Annotated in this window: 16 protein-coding genes; 14 read left to right on the top strand and 2 right to left on the bottom strand. The window is 70.2% G+C overall.

What is annotated here, in order from left to right; genetic code table 11:
- Window positions 1-31: 31 nt before the first annotated feature.
- On the top strand, window positions 32-985 hold the full coding sequence (locus ACQP2H_RS30300) for a phosphotransferase (protein WP_433229905.1): 954 nt from the start codon (window positions 32-34) through the stop codon (window positions 983-985).
- A 30-nt stretch (window positions 986-1,015) separates the two neighbouring features.
- Window positions 1,016-1,639 carry a DinB family protein gene (locus ACQP2H_RS30295; RefSeq protein WP_433229902.1) on the top strand — a complete coding sequence of 208 codons (624 nt, stop codon included), beginning with the start codon at window positions 1,016-1,018 and terminating at the stop codon, window positions 1,637-1,639.
- A gap of 105 nt (window positions 1,640-1,744) precedes the next feature.
- Here ACQP2H_RS30295 and ACQP2H_RS30290 read toward each other — a convergent pair whose 3' ends face one another.
- Window positions 1,745-2,251: an NUDIX hydrolase gene (locus tag ACQP2H_RS30290; protein ID WP_433229900.1), complete on the bottom strand. Its 507-nt coding sequence runs from the start codon at window positions 2,249-2,251 to the stop codon at window positions 1,745-1,747.
- A 355-nt stretch (window positions 2,252-2,606) separates the two neighbouring features.
- Between ACQP2H_RS30290 and ACQP2H_RS30285 the strand changes: the two genes are divergently transcribed.
- From ACQP2H_RS30285 to ACQP2H_RS30235, 11 genes are all read left to right on the top strand, one after another.
- Window positions 2,607-3,269 carry a TnsA-like heteromeric transposase endonuclease subunit gene (locus tag ACQP2H_RS30285; RefSeq protein ID WP_433229897.1) on the top strand — a complete coding sequence of 221 codons (663 nt, stop codon included), beginning with the start codon at window positions 2,607-2,609 and terminating at the stop codon, window positions 3,267-3,269.
- Complete coding sequence (locus ACQP2H_RS30280) at window positions 3,266-5,530, top strand: hypothetical protein (RefSeq protein ID WP_433229894.1); 2,265 nt, start codon at window positions 3,266-3,268, stop codon at window positions 5,528-5,530. Before ACQP2H_RS30285 ends, ACQP2H_RS30280 begins: the two co-directional genes overlap by 4 nt.
- Window positions 5,527-6,786 carry an AAA family ATPase gene (locus ACQP2H_RS30275; protein WP_433229891.1) on the top strand — a complete coding sequence of 420 codons (1,260 nt, stop codon included), beginning with the start codon at window positions 5,527-5,529 and terminating at the stop codon, window positions 6,784-6,786. Before ACQP2H_RS30280 ends, ACQP2H_RS30275 begins: the two co-directional genes overlap by 4 nt.
- Window positions 6,783-8,696: a TniQ family protein gene (locus tag ACQP2H_RS30270; RefSeq protein WP_433229888.1), complete on the top strand. Its 1,914-nt coding sequence runs from the start codon at window positions 6,783-6,785 to the stop codon at window positions 8,694-8,696. The genes ACQP2H_RS30275 and ACQP2H_RS30270 overlap by 4 nt, the downstream gene beginning before the upstream one ends.
- Window positions 8,697-8,951: 255 nt before the next feature.
- Window positions 8,952-9,842, top strand: coding sequence for a hypothetical protein (locus ACQP2H_RS30265; RefSeq protein ID WP_433229886.1), 891 nt, complete (start codon window positions 8,952-8,954; stop codon window positions 9,840-9,842).
- A 90-nt stretch (window positions 9,843-9,932) separates the two neighbouring features.
- Window positions 9,933-10,610, top strand: a complete 678-nt coding sequence (locus tag ACQP2H_RS30260; protein ID WP_433229883.1) for a GGDEF domain-containing protein — start codon at window positions 9,933-9,935, stop codon at window positions 10,608-10,610.
- A gap of 103 nt (window positions 10,611-10,713) precedes the next feature.
- Window positions 10,714-11,295 carry a hypothetical protein gene (locus ACQP2H_RS30255; RefSeq protein ID WP_433229881.1) on the top strand — a complete coding sequence of 194 codons (582 nt, stop codon included), beginning with the start codon at window positions 10,714-10,716 and terminating at the stop codon, window positions 11,293-11,295.
- A gap of 121 nt (window positions 11,296-11,416) precedes the next feature.
- Window positions 11,417-11,812, top strand: coding sequence for a hypothetical protein (locus ACQP2H_RS30250; RefSeq protein WP_433229878.1), 396 nt, complete (start codon window positions 11,417-11,419; stop codon window positions 11,810-11,812).
- A 54-nt stretch (window positions 11,813-11,866) separates the two neighbouring features.
- Entirely contained in the window at window positions 11,867-12,907 is a 1,041-nt protein-coding gene (locus ACQP2H_RS30245) for a hypothetical protein (protein ID WP_433229875.1), read from the top strand.
- Window positions 12,908-13,263: 356 nt separating this feature from the next.
- Entirely contained in the window at window positions 13,264-14,355 is a 1,092-nt protein-coding gene (locus ACQP2H_RS30240) for a M23 family metallopeptidase (RefSeq protein ID WP_433229873.1), read from the top strand.
- Window positions 14,356-14,452: 97 nt separating this feature from the next.
- Window positions 14,453-15,088 carry a hypothetical protein gene (locus tag ACQP2H_RS30235; RefSeq protein ID WP_433229870.1) on the top strand — a complete coding sequence of 212 codons (636 nt, stop codon included), beginning with the start codon at window positions 14,453-14,455 and terminating at the stop codon, window positions 15,086-15,088.
- A 132-nt stretch (window positions 15,089-15,220) separates the two neighbouring features.
- On the opposite strand, the gene ACQP2H_RS30230 is transcribed toward ACQP2H_RS30235, so the two are convergent.
- Window positions 15,221-16,060 carry a DUF4253 domain-containing protein gene (locus ACQP2H_RS30230; protein ID WP_433229867.1) on the bottom strand — a complete coding sequence of 280 codons (840 nt, stop codon included), beginning with the start codon at window positions 16,058-16,060 and terminating at the stop codon, window positions 15,221-15,223.
- Window positions 16,061-16,294: 234 nt separating this feature from the next.
- Here ACQP2H_RS30230 and ACQP2H_RS30225 point away from each other — a divergent pair, with 234 nt between their 5' ends.
- Window positions 16,295-16,957, top strand: a complete 663-nt coding sequence (locus ACQP2H_RS30225; RefSeq protein WP_433229864.1) for a hypothetical protein — start codon at window positions 16,295-16,297, stop codon at window positions 16,955-16,957.
- Window positions 16,958-16,993: the final 36 nt, after the last annotated feature.

The raw sequence follows: 16,993 nt of genomic DNA, 5'->3' as shown, positions 1-16,993 counted from the left end.
GGCGACGTGCATGCCCGGAATATGATGCGGCGTGACGTTTACACCCCGGGCCGCGTGGGCCGACACGCCAGAGCCGGTACGAACGGCGGTCGCCGAGGCCCTCGGCTCAACGATCGTCGCTCACACGGATCTGCACGGCGGCATGTCACCCGGGCCGGCTGTGGGCTTGCGGCTGGCCGACGGGCGACAGGTTTTCATCAAGGCCGTGTCCGCCGAGGTTCGGGCGCAAAACCACAAGATGATTCTGCAGGAAGCTGGAATCCTGGACATCCTGCCGGATTCCGTGCCGGCGCCTCGACGCCTCGCGACCGTCGAACATGGGTCCTGGGTCGCGTTGGCCACTACCTGGGCTCCTGGCGCGACGAAGGCGTCTTGGACCGATGCGTCCATCGAGGCCGTCACGGAGGCGTGCCGGGCGGCGAACGGGCATCGGGCGCCGGGCATGCTGCCGCCCGTAGCCCAGCGCATCTTCGACTTCGACGGCTGGACGCGCTTGCTCGAGATCGGCTCGCGCGACGATTGGGAAGCGGCCTACGCGGAGCCGGCGGCCAAGGTGGTAGCCGGGTGGGACCGCTGGACGGCAGGCGACGCGTTGGTCCACCGCGACATCCGCCTCGACAACACGACAGTCGACGAGCAAGGAACGTCGGCGGTACTGCTCGACTGGGCATATGCGGCGGCCGGTGCCCCGTGGATCGATCTCGCCCAGATGGCGGCTGACGTGGTCGCCACCGGACACGCCCTCGGTCAGCAAGCGGCGACGGATCGCGCGTATCGGCTGTTGTGCTCGCTGCCCGCTGAGGCATCGCGTTTCGTCGTGGGCTTAGCCGGGATGTGGTCCATTCGCGCCGCGACGGTCCCGGACACCTTCAATCCGAGCATTTCCATCTGGCGCCGCGCGAGATCAGCTGCGTTGCGCCCGTTGGTGACCCGCCTGATCGCCGACTTCTCGACATCACGAGGCCGTGATCTCCGCGGCTACTGATCTTGCGGTCGTATGGCAGGCTCGGTCTTCGTGATCGATGACTTCGCGAAGGAGTACCTGCACGGCCAGCTGAGATCAGCACGTCAAGCGCTGGTCTGGAAGCTCGACGGTCTGTCCGAGTACGACGTCCGACGCCCACTGACAGTGACCGGGACCAACCTACTCGGCCTGGTCAAACACCTGGCGACCTGGGAGGCCAGATACCTGGGTGAGATCTTCGACCGTCCGTTCCCGGAGCCGCTGGGCCGATGGCAGGACGCCGACGGCAGCGACCTGTGGGCGACCCCGGGCGAGACCCGTGAACAGATCATCGGCTTCTATCAGCGCGCGTGGGACCATGCGGACGCGACGATCAAGGAGCTTGCCATCGACGCTCCCGGCCACGTGCCGTGGTGGCCGCGCCCCGATGTGAAGCTTTTCAACATCATGGTCCACGTCCTGGTTGACACCACCCGGCATGCCGGCCACGCCGACATCCTGCGTGAACAGCTCGACGGCCGGACCGGGGTAACAGCTGAGTACGAGGAACCGATCGACACGGCGCCCCGCGAGGCCCAATGGGCGAAGATCGAGCGAGCTGCCCAGGCCGCGGCCGGCGGCTCGGATCATGCTGGCCAATCTGGCGCGCACGGCGGGAGTGGAACTGCGCCCTGAGCAACAGGACGTTGTCGGCGGGGTCTGGTGGGGATGAGGTTCGCTGATCGGGTGGCGCGCCGATATCCGTCAGTGATCACGCAGATTTCAGTGGGCCGCTGATCTTTATAGGCCCAGCGTGACCGGGTCGGATGGTATCCCGAAGGTGAGTAAATCGGTCAGGGGTGTGGCGAGGTCACGGGGCGAAAACAAGTCAGGTCCGGTGTAATCGGTGATCTCAGAGAGCTGCCACCAGTGAAAGCCGGCGAGGAGCTCATCAGCGGCGAGTTGATCGTCGGTGATCTCGCCTTGAGGCTCGAAGTGGGTGGCGCGGATGAGGAAGTAGTCGTTGACGAGGCCGTCGAGGCCGGGTGGAAGGTCTGCGGCAGCGATTACTTGATGCCAGACGTGCGGCGGATCGATGGCGGTGACCAAGCCGGTTTCTTCTCGCAGCTCACGGCGCAGTGCGGACAGCCGGTCCTCGCCTGGTTCTATGCCGCCGCCTGGAGCAGCCCAGACGGCTGGTGCGCCGTCCGGGACCGCCGGGTGGGGGAAGACGAATCGGCATAGCAGGACGTGGTCATCCTCGTCGAGGATGATCGCGCGGGCGGAGGTTCGAAGGTTCAGCGGCATGGCAGACTCCTGATCCCGTGCGCGCGCTACCGCAATGATCGGCGTGAGACGCAGGGTAACGCTTCAGCAGGCCCGACCCTTTCGGCGGTGCTCGTCGTTCTAGCTCGACTCGCCGCAAACTATGCGAATCGGGAATCCAAGTCCCGGACGTTAATCGATCCTGTTAAATGGGCAGGTGTCGTCAGACGGTGCGATCAGCGTCGGTGGACTGCGGTCCGACCGGTGCAGGCTCGCGGATCTGTGCACGCAGTGGGCCGGCTTCGACAGGGCATCGAGATCGCTGGCTCTGGCGGACGGGTGGTCCGGAAGGTGGCGGGCGCAGTGGCGGGCCTCGGGCGCCCCGGTGCTCTGCGCGGTGCGCGACTTGGCCTCGATGCCGATATCACGGTGCGAGCCGGTGCGCCGGTTCTCCTGGCGTCAGGGACAGCGGCACCGTCCGGGCTTGCAGTTCATGGTGTCGACGGGTCGTCACCACGGTTTCGAGAGCATCGCCGAGCAGCGGCTGCTGCTGGCGTTGGACTTCGCGGGCGGCGTGATCGACGTGTTGGGTCAGCCGTTCCGGTTGCGGTTCGCGACCGGGTCGGGTTGGCGGGAGCACATCCCGGACTTCCTGGCGGTGACGGCCGGAGGTGGCCTGTTGATCGATGTGCGGCCGGGTGAGCGGATCGGCGACGACGACCGGGTGTGCTTCGCCGCAGCGCGGGAAGCGGCGTTGGCGGCCGGCTGGTCGTATCTGGTTGTCACCGGCTGGCGGCCACACGTGCAGACCGGTCTGGACACGCTCTCCGCGCAGCGCCGCCCGCTGCGCGACCCGTTGGGCCTGCAGCCGGAGTTGTTCACGGCGGTCGCGTCAGGCCCGCGATCGTTCGGCGATCTTGTGGAGGCCACGCGGCTACCCGCGGTGGCACGAGCGCACGCCCTGCACCTGATCTGGCACCGCCGACTCGGGATCGACCTATCGGCCCCGCTGAATGACGCCACGAAGGTGCGGGCCTCACTGGGCGGAGCTGGCCGATGAGTCAGCACGTCGGCGTGCTCGACCTGTCGCCCGGCGCCGTCGTCGTGGTCGATGGCGTCGAGTGGCTGGTCGAGTCGTTCGCCCCGCAGTACGGGCACATCCAGCTGCACCGTGGTGACGGTACGACGATGCAGACCACGGTACGGGCCCTGCTGACCGGCCCGGCACGCCGCGCGCCGGTGAACGCGCTGATCCTGGGGCCGGACTCGGCGACCCGACAACCGGTGACGCTCGCCGACCTGACTCAGGATCAGCGGGAGTTGGCGCTGGTCCGGCTGGCACACGTGCTGGAGGTGGAGACCGGTTTCCGTGGCGGGGATCCGTTGCGGCCGGCCCCGGGCGAGCCCCGACGTGGCTACGACCCGAACGCCACGACGTTGACCGCGCGGCGGCGGGCGAAGGTGGCCGAACTCCAAGAGCTTGATCCGCAGGACGCCCGGCGGCTCGGGTTCGCCCATGTCAGCCTGCGCACGCTGGAGCGGCTGGGCGCGGACTGCCGCCGGTTCGGGGTCGCCGGGGCGATCCCGGGCAGTTGGGTACGCCGTGGCGGTGGGCGGCCGAGCATCACCGAGCCGGTCCGCGAGGCGATCTTCGCGGTGCGGGTGGAGACGCTCCACCGGTCGCGGATCAGCATGATGGCGCGGCGTCGGCTGATCTGCCAGTACGTGCGGGAGAAGTACGACGAGCAGGTCCCGGTGCCGTGCTACGAGACGCTGCGGCAGGTGTGGCGGGAATGGTTCGGTCCCGGCGGCGCCCGGCAGCGCTATCAACGGTCGGCCGCCGCGGTCGAGGCCACCGGGACCCATGTGGTGGTGCACCGGCCGGGGCAGGTCATCGCGTTGGACACCACGATTCTGCCGGTGAAGGTCCGCGAGAGCGTGTTCGGCGACCCGGTATCGGCACATTTAACGATCGCGTTGGACGTGTACACGCATTCGTTGGTGGCGTTCCGGCTGACCTTGGTGTCGGACACGTCGGTGGACGTGGCGATGCTGCTGCGGGACGTGATGACGCCGCTGCCGCTGCGCGACGGGTGGGGCGAGGACATGATCTGGCCCTACCCGGGAGTGCCCGCCGCGGTGGTGGCCGAGTTCGCGGGATACCCGGTGGCGGCGTTGCCGTTCTTCACCCCGGAGACCGTCACAACCGACCACGGTTCGGTCTATAAAAACCACAATCTGGTGGAAGTGCAGCGGGTCATCGGCGCGAACATACTCCCAGCTCGGGTGCTGCGCCCGACGGATAAGCAGGCGGTCGAACGGGCGTTCGGCGCCATACAGAGCCTGCTGTTCGAGCATCTGCTGGGCTATCAGGGCGTCGATGTCGCGGATCGGGGTGTCGACCCGGAGGCCGACGCGGTGCTCACGGTCGAGGCGATGGAACACCTGGTCGCGACCTGGTCGGTGAAGATTTGGCAGAACCGGGTGTTGGGCGAGTACGCCCCGGCTTGGGATCCGGGTGGTCGGCACAGCCCGAACACGTTGTTCGCCGCCGCGATGGCCCAAGGCGGGTTCGCGTTGCAGATTCCCGCGCCGGAGTTGTACTACGAGCTGCTGCCGGCGCACCACGTCAGCGTTCACGGCCGGCGCGGGGTTAAGATCCGTGGACTGTGGTACGACGGGCCCGGCCTGGACGACTACCGCCACGAGCCATCGACGCGTGGTGGAATCCACAAAGGCAAGTGGGTCGTGCGCTCCGATCCGCGAGACCGGCGAACCGTGTTCTTCAACGACCCCGGCGGGCAGTGGCACACGCTGCGGTGGACCGGTCTGCCGTCCGAGAGCGAGATCCCGTCGTTCTCCGACGCCCGCGCACGGCAGCTTCTCGAGCACGCCCGTCAGGTCGGCCTGAAACCACGCTCGGACGCGGAGCTGTTGCCGCTGCTGCTCGACCTGCTCAGCGACGTAACTCCAGTAGACCAGTGGCCGACCCAAGCCGGCCCAGCCGGGACGGGCAAACGGCACCGCACCGAGCACGCCCGGGAGGTGGCGCAGGCCGCCGCCGTGCACGCCGACCGACCCGAGGAGCCTCCGGCGGCCGAGCCCGGGTTCGGGCAGGACGTGGGGTCGGTGGTACCGATCCGTCCGGCGGGCAGAGTCGCGCAGGTGCAGGCCGCGGTGGACGCCGAGCGTCGACGGCGCCGCGAGGCCGCGGTGCCGGACCGGCCGAAGTCTCCGCCGCGTCTGGGCGATGCGTTCCGGCGGCGCAGCCTGTTCCTGCTTCCCGCCGACGAGCCGGACGAGCCGGGACAGGCCGGATGAGTGGCGAGCTGCCGGACACCGCGGCGTTTACGCTGCCCGGTCCGGTAATCGCCCGGGAGACCGCCGAAGGTTGGAGCCAGTGGCGATCCGCCCGGCACAGCTTCACGCCGGCGCCGCGGTTGTCGCTGGCGCAGTGGCGAACGTTGAGCCCGCGACAACGGGTCCTGCACGACCTGCACCGGGCCGCCACCCACGCGAACCTGCCCATTCAAGAAACCCCGATGAGTGCCGCGGTCGCCCGGGTGATGGGCTCGCGGCTGTTCAACAACGCACTCAAACACAAACCGACCACCCGCGCCGGGCTCATGGTCAACGGCGGCGGCTACCAAGGCAAAACCGAAACCGTCTGCGAGATCGCCGCCGCGTTCGAAGACCAGTGGCTGCAGCTGCACCAGCAGGTCAACCCGCACGCGGTGCCCGGCACACGAGACCTGCACGCCACCGTCGCCTACGTCCAGACCCCGGTCACCGCCACCCCGAAAAGCGTCTCCCAGGCGATCCTCGACTTCTACGGCGCACCGCACAAGGGCATGACCCTGCCGCAACTCGTCCACGCCGTGCGCGGCTCCCTCTACGACCACGCCACCAAGGTCCTCATCCTCGACGACATCACCCGGCTGCGTATGCACCGCGAGGCCGACCAGGACGCCCTCGATCTGATCCGGGCGTTGATGAGCATGCACGTCACCCTGGTCCTGGTCGGTGTCGGCATCCCCGCCTCCGGGCTGCTGCGCGAAGGCGGCCGCGATCGAGCCACCGGGCAGATCGTCTTTGCCCAGCCCCGGCATGCCCGGACATTCACCGACGAGGCCGCCACCCAGACCGAACGCCGCTTCGACATGGTCGACCTCGACCCGTTCCGCTACGACACCCCGTCCGCGATCGCCGCCTGGGTCACCCACCTGACCGGCATCGAGGACAACCTGCGGCTGCTGCGCGCCGAACCGGGCATGCTCACCGACGGAGCCATGCCGGAATACCTATTCCGCCGCACCGGCGGCATCGTCGGCCTGCTGGAACGGCTCATCGAAGACGGCGCCTCGCACGCCATCGACACCGGCGCCGAACAGTTGACCACCGAACTGCTCGACAGCATCGATATCACCCTCGGCAACGGCCGGGACCACACCGCCGGAGAAGTCCCCACGGTTCCGCCACGATCGCAACGCACGGCCAAAGGCAGGCGCCGCAATACCGTATTCGATGACCACCGAGGCGGTGTCAGCCCGCACCAACCGACAGCATCCCCGGCATGAGCACACCGCTGCCGCGCAGCCTCGTCCCGCTGCCAGACGAGTCATTGCCCGGCTACGTGCTGCGGTTGGCGCACCGTCTCGGCCTGTCGCCTGCCAAGGTGGAACAGATCACCGGGCTCGCCCGGCCAAACAGCCGGGCACGCGCCAGCAGCATGCTCACCCTCGCGCCGGACAAAGCGAGCGCGTTCGCCCACGCCACCCGGCTGTCCACCGCCGAGGTCGCTGCCCTGACGCTGGACAGCCTGGCCACCCGCTACCCGCCGGTCGACCTCGCACGAGCCGGTCAACGGCAACGTCGTCGCCTCGCGCACGGCCTATTCGTCCGCGAAACGTGGGTGTTCGCCCGGTTCAGCCGATACTGCCCGCAGTGCCTGACCGGCGACACGAGTGCCATCCAGCAACGCCACGGCGGTGGCTGGAACAAGCTATGGCGGCTGCCGATCATGTTCGCCTGCCCCACCCACCGGCGGCTGCTGGCCCACACCTGCCCCGCTTGCGGGCAGCCCGCTCTGTCGCGCGGCCCCGGCGCGGCGATGGTGCCGCGCGGCGGCGACAGTGTCCTGCATCCCGCCACCTGCCGCCAGCACCGACCTGAGTCCGGGCCGGGCATCCGTGCCTGCGGCCAACGATTGGACCAGGCCACGGACACAGCGGACATCCACGATCTGACCGCGCCCCTGACTCTGCAACACCGGCTCCTGGACCTGCTGGTCACCGGCGGAACGACCACCAGTGTCGGCGGCCCAGCCACCTGCAGCCAGTACGTCACCGACCTTCGCATCCTCACTTGCGTGATCACCGCGTCATGGCCCACCGGCCGGCACCTGGTCGACACCGAGTCCGACGCCCTGCTCATCGACCGGCACGTCGAAGATCTTCACCGCCAGATCAGCAACGACCATCGCGACAGGCATCGGCGACGCGACAACGCCCTCTACGACAAGCCGCCGCCGGACCCCGCCACCACCGCAGCGCTGCTGGCCGCCGCCGAGCGCATCACCGACGTCGCCGACCCGGACAGCGCCCGAAATGCTGCAGCACAACTGATCGAGGCCGCACCCGGCACTCGCCCCTGGATCAGAACATTCCTGCCCGGCGACGGTCACTGCTCACCAGGTATGCACGCCGCCCTCGGTCCTGAAGTCGGTGCACTGCACATCATCAAACGCACCGGCGTGCCGCACTACTCAACCCGCCGGCGGCGATTACCCCTACCGCAGCCGGTGCACTTCACCGTCGGGCATGTACCGCAGCGGCCACCCCCACAGTGGATGGACTTCGTCCACGAGTTCACCGAGATCAAACAGCGTCTGCTCGAACACGTCCTCGTCATCCGGCTCGCCCACGCCGCCGTCGGTGGTGGCACCCCCATCGACGCCGCAGCCCAGCTCGGTATCCCCCGGCCTGCCGCTGACAACGCCCTGCGCGTCGTCCACCGAGTGCTGCACGCCACCTCCGGACACGAGGCGTTCGACCACGCCGTCGACAACCTCATCCAGCACCTCAACACCGCTACCGGGCTGATTCACTACGGTTCTCGCCGCACCACCCTCGCCGCATGGGAGATCTCGCCACAGCAGTGGCAAAACCTCATCGACGGCCTACCCGGACAGCTCGTCAAGAACCGCCTCGTGCCCAACACCCATTGGGGCGACGGCAAACGGCGCCTGGCAAGCACCTGGGCCTGGACCCAGGTCACCCACGGCGACCACATCTACGCTCCCGCCGTCCGCCCCGACCCGCAAGGACCACGGCCCGGCGGCTACGACATCCACTACGTCCACACCCGCTGGCGCCACCTCGAACGCCCGTCACCCTCCGGCCACCTCGGCCAACTCCGAAAACGCCTCGACGTGCTCGTCCAGCACCTCGCCGGCGAAATCGACAGCACGGCCCCGAAGCACCCGTAACTCAGCCCAGCCGCCGCCGGCATGGCGATGTTCGGGCTTCCGCTGCCGCTCGTGGGCTTCGGCGCACCCGGAGGGGTTAACGGCCGATCCCGCCACCTATCGCTGGCAGCCGCCATCTATCGCTGGCAATCACACCTCGCGGCGTCGGCGGCGTCCCGAGATCCGGTCACCGCACTTGATCACGGGCGCTGTCGAAGCGTGCATCAGTGCACGCCACACCACCACGTAACGCACCTAACCAACGAGGAGGACACGATGGACAGCGAACCGGAGCAGACCACACCGCCGAGCGCGCTCGACAGGGTCGCCGCCGCTCTGGCGGCACTCGACGAGGACACCGCCGCCGCGATCGCCCAGCGAGCCGGGGTGGGCTACTCCACCGCCACCAAACGCCTGCGACTGCTGGAGGAAGCCGGGCAGGCGGAGACGTTCCGCGCCGACGACGGACGCACGCTCTGGCGGCAGCCCACCAACCCGGCAGGACGCGACGACCACGGCGGCCCGCCGGCCAGCACGACCGGCACCGACCACCCCGAGCCCGACAATCCGCACGAGCCCCCCGCACCGCCAGATCAGGGCGCGGGTACCGCGGTCGCGGCGGGACCGGGAGACGAGACGACCGGCACCCCTCCTGCCGGGGTGCCATCACCGACACCGCACGCCGGTGCGGACCAGCCGTCGCCGCAGGACGCGCCACCCCAGCCGGACACCGGCGGCAGCGAACAGGCCGCGACCGCAACCGACGGCGACGGCCCCCCAGGCGATGCCGAGGACGGGGTCGCCGCCGAGACCGTCGGTGGGGCGGAGCCCGGGCAGGCCTGCGACGACCCGGTGGGCAGCGAGACAGCAGGTGTGGCCGACGGGCCAGCCGAGACCGCGAGCGCGTCGACCGGCGGAAGCCCACGCCGGTCCAAGGGCAGCCTGCGCGGCGCGATCCGCGACGTGTTGGAAGCCCATCCCGACCAGCCGTTGCGGACCAGCGAGCTGTGTAAGGCCATCGACGAGGCGAACGCGGGCAGCGGCGCGGCGAAAGCCAGCGCGGGCGCGGTCGTCAACGCCGTGCACAAGCTCGTCGCCGACGGTCTGGCGGTCCAGGTCGTCGAGAGGCCTGCGGCCTTCCAACTCGCCCCGCAGACCAACCGCTGATCCCACACCCCTGGTAGCCCGGGGTGGGCGTCGAACTTGGCGGAACCACGCCCACCCCGGTGCTCCTTCACCAACAAGGAGTGATGCCGAGTGTCTCACCTGTACCCCTACCTGACAGCGACCGGCGGTGTGCTCGCCGGACTCGCCGCCGCCGTGTTGCCGCTCATGCGGCAGCGGCGAATCATCGACCACCAGCGGCGGACGCTGGACGACCGTGAACAGGACCGGTCCCACTGGCGCCACCTGGCCACCCACAGCGACACCAGTGACCTGCCGAACCGACGTGCGCTCCGCACCGTCCTCGAGGCCATGTTCTCGCTCGGGGAGCCGCTCGGGCTCGTCCTGATCGACCTCGACCGGTTCAAGCAGGTCAACGACACCCACGGCCACGAGGCGGGCAACGACCTGCTGTACGCGGTCGGCCGGCGTCTCGTCGCCCTCGGACCGGCGGTGGTCCTGGCCGCGCATCTGTCCGGCGACGAGTTCGCCCTCGTCGTTCACGGCCACGACGCCGAGGTCGAGGCAGCCGCTCTGGCCGCTCACCGGTGCGTCTCGGACAGCCTGTACGACATCGCGGGTCAACAGGTCGCGCTCACCGTCAGCGTCGGCTACGCCGCCGCCGAGCCGCACATGCTGCCCCGCGACCTCCTGCATGCCGCGGACCAGGCCATGTACCTGGCCAAACGCGCCCGCGGCGGCCCGCACGCCCACGACCCGGGCCGCACCCCGGCTCCAGGCGGCGGCACCCGCTACCGCGACCTGCGGTAACGCGCCCGCACCCGCCCCACAGGAAGTCCTTCTGCCACCAAGGTGAGCCCCGCAGGCCGGTCGGTCTGCGGGGCTCGCACGCGTCAAGGAGCCGATCACCGTGATGACCTTCAACGCCGTCCGCACCCTCACCGGATGCCTGCTGGACGTCGAGGCCGACGCCGACCTCCAGGGCTGGGGCCAGCCGCCCCTGCTGCTGCTCGCCCAGGACCGGCCCGCCCCCTCAGCGGCGAGCGGCACACGACGCCAGATGCGCGTCGCCCACCTCCCGCTCGACGACCGCCGCCTGGGCCGCTACCGCGCCGGACTCGTGGACTTCCTGCCCGACCTCGCCCACACGCTGCACGCCGACCGCCCGGTCGGCCGACCCACCCTGGCGACCTGCGTCGACACCTGCCTCATCGCCGACCTGCTCGCCGATCCCACCCCCGGAATCCGGCTGCTGGCCTGGGGCATCCGCTACGAGGACGTGCGCATCGCCGCCGACGAGATGCACGAGATCCGCCGGATCGACGCCGTCGACGTCGACCGCCGCAGTTACCAGATCACCCGGCGGCGCAACACACCGCGTCCCGCAGTCCGCGTCGACGACCACGTCGGCCACGACAACGCCCCCACCATCCGCGCCGGGCTGACACGCCTCGTCTACACCACCGGCCGATCCACCCCGAAGCGAACGACTTGACCTTCATGCAGAGATAAGCGTCGATCAGTTTGGTCATCGTCTGCACCGTTCATCAGGCACGACACCGCCGACCTCGGTCGGGCGATGACCCCCGCCCGAATCCGAAGGAAGGTCGTCCGCCATGTCCGACCGGAGCCGCCCGTCCCGCCGCGCCCTGGTACCCGACGATGTCACCGACCGGCTGCTGTGGCGGCTGGCCGTCGACGTCCTCACCGCCCACCAACCCGGACCCGACAACCGGTGCGTCAACCTGCGGTGCGCCGACCAGGGCACTGGCCCGTGCGTCGCCGCCAGGCAGGCACAACACGCGATGCGCACCGCCCGAGCCGCACCGTCACCGCCGCTGCCGGCGGTCACCAGCCGCCCACAGGCACCCCAGCGGCGCGCGGCCAGCGGTTTCGTCGGCTGGTTCACCGCCGGACTCGCCGCCACCGCCACACACCTGCGGTCACGGATCCCGCAGCGGCTGCCGCGCCGTATCCCCGGCGCGACGCTCACCGCCGCCCACGCCGCGTGATCCCCAGCCCACACCTGTACGGCCTACGACGCCCAGACCCATCCAGGAGGACGCATGAACCTGCGCACCGAATCCACGCTTCCCGGCTACGCGCGTGCCGCCGTCGCGATGAAGACCCGCATGCACGAGTACTGCGCCAGCATCGCCGGCCACGAGTACCACAAGGCGTTCGTCGAGACCCGCTGGGCAGCCCTGACTCCGCCTGACAACGCCGGCGGGACGGACCCGAACCACAAGCTCATCCACATGCTGAACCGGGCGAACAGCGCTGTGTGGGCCCACGGCGAGGCCTACGTGATCGCCCCCGCCATGACCGCCGTCGTCGCCGCCGGAGCCGACGCCCTCGACCTCACCGGCGACCTGCTCACCGCCGACGCCGCCCCCACCGACGCGGGCGTGCTGTTCCTTCCCGAACCCATCTACCACCGCACCCTGGTAGGCCGGGTCAGCGGCATCGCCGCGCTCACCTGGACCACCATCACCTCCCCGCGTGGGCGCTCCTGGCTGATCTGCGGCTGGGCCCACCGCGACGACCCCGACGACCCCCACGCCGCCCGCATCCAGACCTACGCCCGGCAGGACCCCACCCTGCTGTCACGGCTCGGCCCGTACGTGCTCACCGACGTCAACGTGCTGCCCATCGCACAACCCGTGCCCGCCCTCGATCCACGGGATGTGGAGGAACCCGACCGGGACTGGGAGACCGCGCCCGACGGCCGGTACGTCATCACCGACGCCACCGCCCGCACGCATGTGTGCGCCGCGATCGCCTACGCCTTCTGGCGCATCCAAGCCCAACCCATCGCCGTCGCCACCCCGGCACCGCTGGACCGGGCCGCCCGCCGCCGCGCCGTACGCGCATCGATCGTCCACGACACCCGCGTGGTCATGCTGCGGCGCACCTCCGGCCTGACCGAACCCGGCGACGGACCCGCAAGGTGGCGCTACCGGGTCCGGTTCGTCGTCCGCGGCCACTGGCGCCGCCTGACCGACCGACACGGCCAGGCGTACCGGATCTGGATCCACGCCCACATCAAGGGACCCGACGGCGCACCACTGCTGCACGGCGAGAAGGTCGCCGTCCTCGCCCGCTGAACCAACACCCAGCCACCCGCCCCGCCGGTGATCCGACCGCCCATCACGGGCGGCCGGGCCGCCGGCGCGCCCGCATCCCGCCAACGCAAGGAGATCACCGTGGGAGCAACCCGCCACGTCGACACCGGCGACGTCGCTGCGCCGCCGCCCGCCCGCTCCCTCCACCGCTCACCCCTCGTACCCCGAGGTCCGGGCTTTCGGGCAGGTATCCCGGACCGTGACGCGGACCTGCGGGAACGACCCGGAAGGACCTGTCCCGCGCTCCCTGTGGGCCGGCGGGAATCCGGGACCGCTCGGGCCGTCCGCTGGCGTCCGCACCGGACCCGCCGCCTCACCGCCGGTCGCCGCAGGCGCGGATGACACTTCGATCCCTGGTGTCGTTGACGGTGGCGCTCACCATCGTGTTCATCCTCTGCGCCGGCGGTCTCGGTGGATTCCTCCTCGGCGGTAACGCCGCTGCCGGATGCGTCCCCGTGGCCGCGTCTTCCGCCGCCTCGTCGCCGTTGACGTCGCCCTCCGTGCCGCCGGGCGGGTGGCCGGCGATCGGTGGCTGGGACAGCGACCAGGTCGGCAACGCCGCCGCGATCGTCACCACCGGCGTCCGACTCGCCGTGCCGGCCCGTGGATGGGTGATCGCGGTCGCCACCGCCATGCAGGAAAGCACCCTGCGCAACCTGCCCGGCGGTGACCGGGACTCGGTCGGCCTGTTCCAGCAGCGTCCCAGCCAGGGCTGGGGCACCCCGGCCCAACTCCGGGATCCCGTCTCCGCGACGGAGAGGTTCTTCGGCAAGCTGGTCACCATCAGCGGCTGGCAGGCGATGCCGCTCACCGACGCCGCCCAGGCCGTGCAGATCAGCGCCTACCCCGACGCCTACGCCACCTGGGAGACCCCGGCCACCGACCTCGTCACCGCGATCACCGACACCACCGGCCAACCCACTGCAAGCCTGGCCGCGTGCGACGCTGCCGTCGGCCCGTGGACCCAGCCCGTGCTCGCCCCGCTCGGATCCGGGTTCCGCACCTCGGGCCGGCCGGGCCACGACGGCGTCGACCTGAGCGCCCCACGCGGCACCCTCATCCGCGCGGCGTCCGCCGGCACCGTGCGCACCGTGCGCTGCAACGCCGTCCACGCCAACACCGGAGCGGAGTGGGGGTGTGACCGCGACGGTGACCCGATCCTCACCGCAGGCTGCGGCTGGTACGTCGACATTGACCACGCCGCCGGCCTACTCACCCGCTACTGCCACATGGACCAGCCGCCGATGGTGACGGTCGGGCAACAGGTCGCCGTCGGCCAACCGATCGGCGTCGTCGGCTCCACCGGCCACAGTTCCGGCCCGCACCTTCACTACGAGGTGCACCACCATGGCGACCCCGGCCCTCAAGGCGCGGTGGATCCGGTGCCCTTCATGGCCGCACGGAACGCTCCGCTTCCCCCTGCCCGGTGAGAGAGCACGGCCGGACAGCGGGCAGGAGGACAGGATCGCCTGCGTGTATAGCGGCTGCCCGCGGTGACCGTGTCACTGCCGAATGGGGGTACCCGGCTTGCTGGAGCGGATGGATGATCGTCAGGTGATCGAGTCCGCAGACTTCACCCTCGCCGACAATTGGTGCGGCGGCTTCTACGAACTGGCACTCGAACTGGGCGACACCAGCGACGTACGGCTGGAGGCCGCGCTTGGCGTCCTGTGGTCGGCCGCCGGGGTCGAGGGCTGCTACGGCAGCCGCTGGACTCCAGCGGCCGACCAAGAGGTTGTTCCCTGCACCCTGGCATCGCTGGAGCGGTCCAGCCACTTGTACGGCGTGGTACGGCTGCCCAACGGCGCACCGATGGTCTGCGGCGTCGTGGCCGTCCGCGAGGACAACGGCCCCGACTGGCTCGACTTCTATCTGCCGCTGGGTGCCCTGGGCCGGGCAGACCCACGCTCCCACGAGCACATGGCCGGCGATCCCGATCAAAACTCGGCCTCCCTGGCCTGGCGCAGACCGATCGACGACTGGCTGGCTGACCTGGGCGCTCGGGTCTACACCGCAGTCGACTTCCGCCTAGGTCTCATCGGCAACGAGGTCTCCGGCCAGATCGACGCCGCCACCTTCGCCGCCAATCCACCCACACACCACAGCATCGGGTACCTGATCCCCAGAGAGGGTCAGCTGCGCTATCTCCCCGCGACCGAGTGATTAAACCAACCTGAGGCACCCAGCCAGCAACAGCCAGCGTCACGAGGCGACCGCCCATTCGCAACCCTGGCCGTCCACGAACCCGGAGTGCATTGGCCGCCAGGCCGAAGGGAGCAAGACCACCGACACCGTTCAGGGGCGGTCGTGTAGGAACCAGGCGTCGCTGTGGGTGAGGGCGATCGCGAGTTGCCACTGTTGGCACTGCAGGCTGCCGCCGACGGCCATCAGCTGTCCGGCGAGTTCCCATGCCTGCGGGCCGGGTGGGGGCTGGCGTTGCGCGGTGAACTGCAGCATGGTGCCCCAGGCGGCGATGAGGGCGGCGCCCCACCGCTGCTCCCACTGCCGCATCGCCGCCGCCCACGCCGCGACGCCGTTCTCGCAGGGTGTGCCGAAGTACTGCACCCAGGCGGGAGCCAGCCACTGCGACGTCGTCGGCAGAAGCACCAACTCCACCTCGGAGAACGTGTGCCACTGCCGGGTGCCGATGAGGTGCTCGTAGCCGCGGACCACCCGGGCGGCGAGGTGCGGATGGGCGAGAAGAGTGTCGTAGGTCCACCGGGCCAGCGCCTTCGCGGTGGTCGGTAGCCCCAGCTGCTCCATCGCCGGGGTGACCATCTCATCGCCCAGGAAGGCCCCCACGTAGCGCTCCACGTCGGCATGGTGCCGTGGCTCGTCGACGCGGTACCGCGTGAACACCGGCCACGGATCCAGGGTCTGCGCCGCCCGGCGCAGCTCGGCGATCTCCGCGGCGGACGGCCCGTGGTGTAGCTCGCCCGGCAACGTGAAGACAGGCCACCGGCCGGTCACCGGCATGGCCGCGTGAGCGGCCTGCCACGCCTCGAGCAGGTGCGCGGGATCCACCCCGCTCACCACGAACGTCTCGCCGATCTCCGGCCGAATCACGTGGCCCTGCAGGTAGGTCCCCCGCAGGGCGGCCGCGATGTGCTTCGCGCGCCTCATGGGTGCCGCCATGCCCCGCACGGTAGTGCCGACCACCGACAGACCCGCCCGCACCGGGGCGGCTCCGCGTCCCCGGCGGAAACGCTCGGCACGAAGGAATCCCGCGCGGTGGCGAACACCGCGTCTCCCCGTAGGACCCCGATCGCGGATACCGGCGCGGTGCCGCGGTCGACCACAGCTCGGTGATCGTCCCGCCCCGGGGCGACCACCGCGACCCCATCCACATTCCTGAGGAGGAAAAGGCACATGAGTACCCCCACGTTGATCGGTGTCGCCGCGTTACGCGGCAGGTACACCGCCCGCCGTCTCCAGTTCGGTGAGGCTCCGGAGACCCTGGTGCCGGTGCTGCGCCGGATCTGGACCGACACGTTCGGCCGTGACACCGACGCCATGGGCGTCGCGCTGCTGGCCCACGACTGGTGGACCCTCGCCGTCAACCCCAAGCGTCGGCGGTGGGACCGGCTGCCGCCCGTACCGGGACTGGGCTACCCGACCGAATACGGCGCGGTCCGGCAGGGATCGCTCCGCGAGGACCTCGACGGGGTCGTCGAGTGGATGTACCTGCTGCACCTCGACCAGCGGCGGCTGGTGGTGTACGAGGCGACGGTCCACGGCCGCTGGCTGCGGCACAGCGCCCACCACCTCGACCCTGTCGAGGAACTGTTCGTCACCGAACCCGCCGACGACGGCGGCGGACCGGAGATGACGGTGTGCACCGTCTGCGGCGCGGTCGACGAGATCGACCACGTCGAGGTGCCGTCCATGGCCGGCTACGGCTACGACACCGTCACCAGCTGCACCCGCTGCGGCTCCTCGATCGCCACCGACCCGATGTTCGGCGACCACCTCGTCCGCAAGCCCTGGCCGCCGCAGCCCCCGACGGGTGGCACGACAGGCGGCACCCCATGAGCACGCCCACCCCGAGGCCGTCGCCTTCCGGCGGTC

The organism is Micromonospora sp. CA-248260 (assembly GCF_050942205.1).
In the GTDB taxonomy this organism is placed as follows: domain Bacteria; phylum Actinomycetota; class Actinomycetes; order Mycobacteriales; family Micromonosporaceae; genus Micromonospora; species Micromonospora antibiotica.
This window is presented reverse-complemented; position numbering and strand designations above follow the sequence as displayed.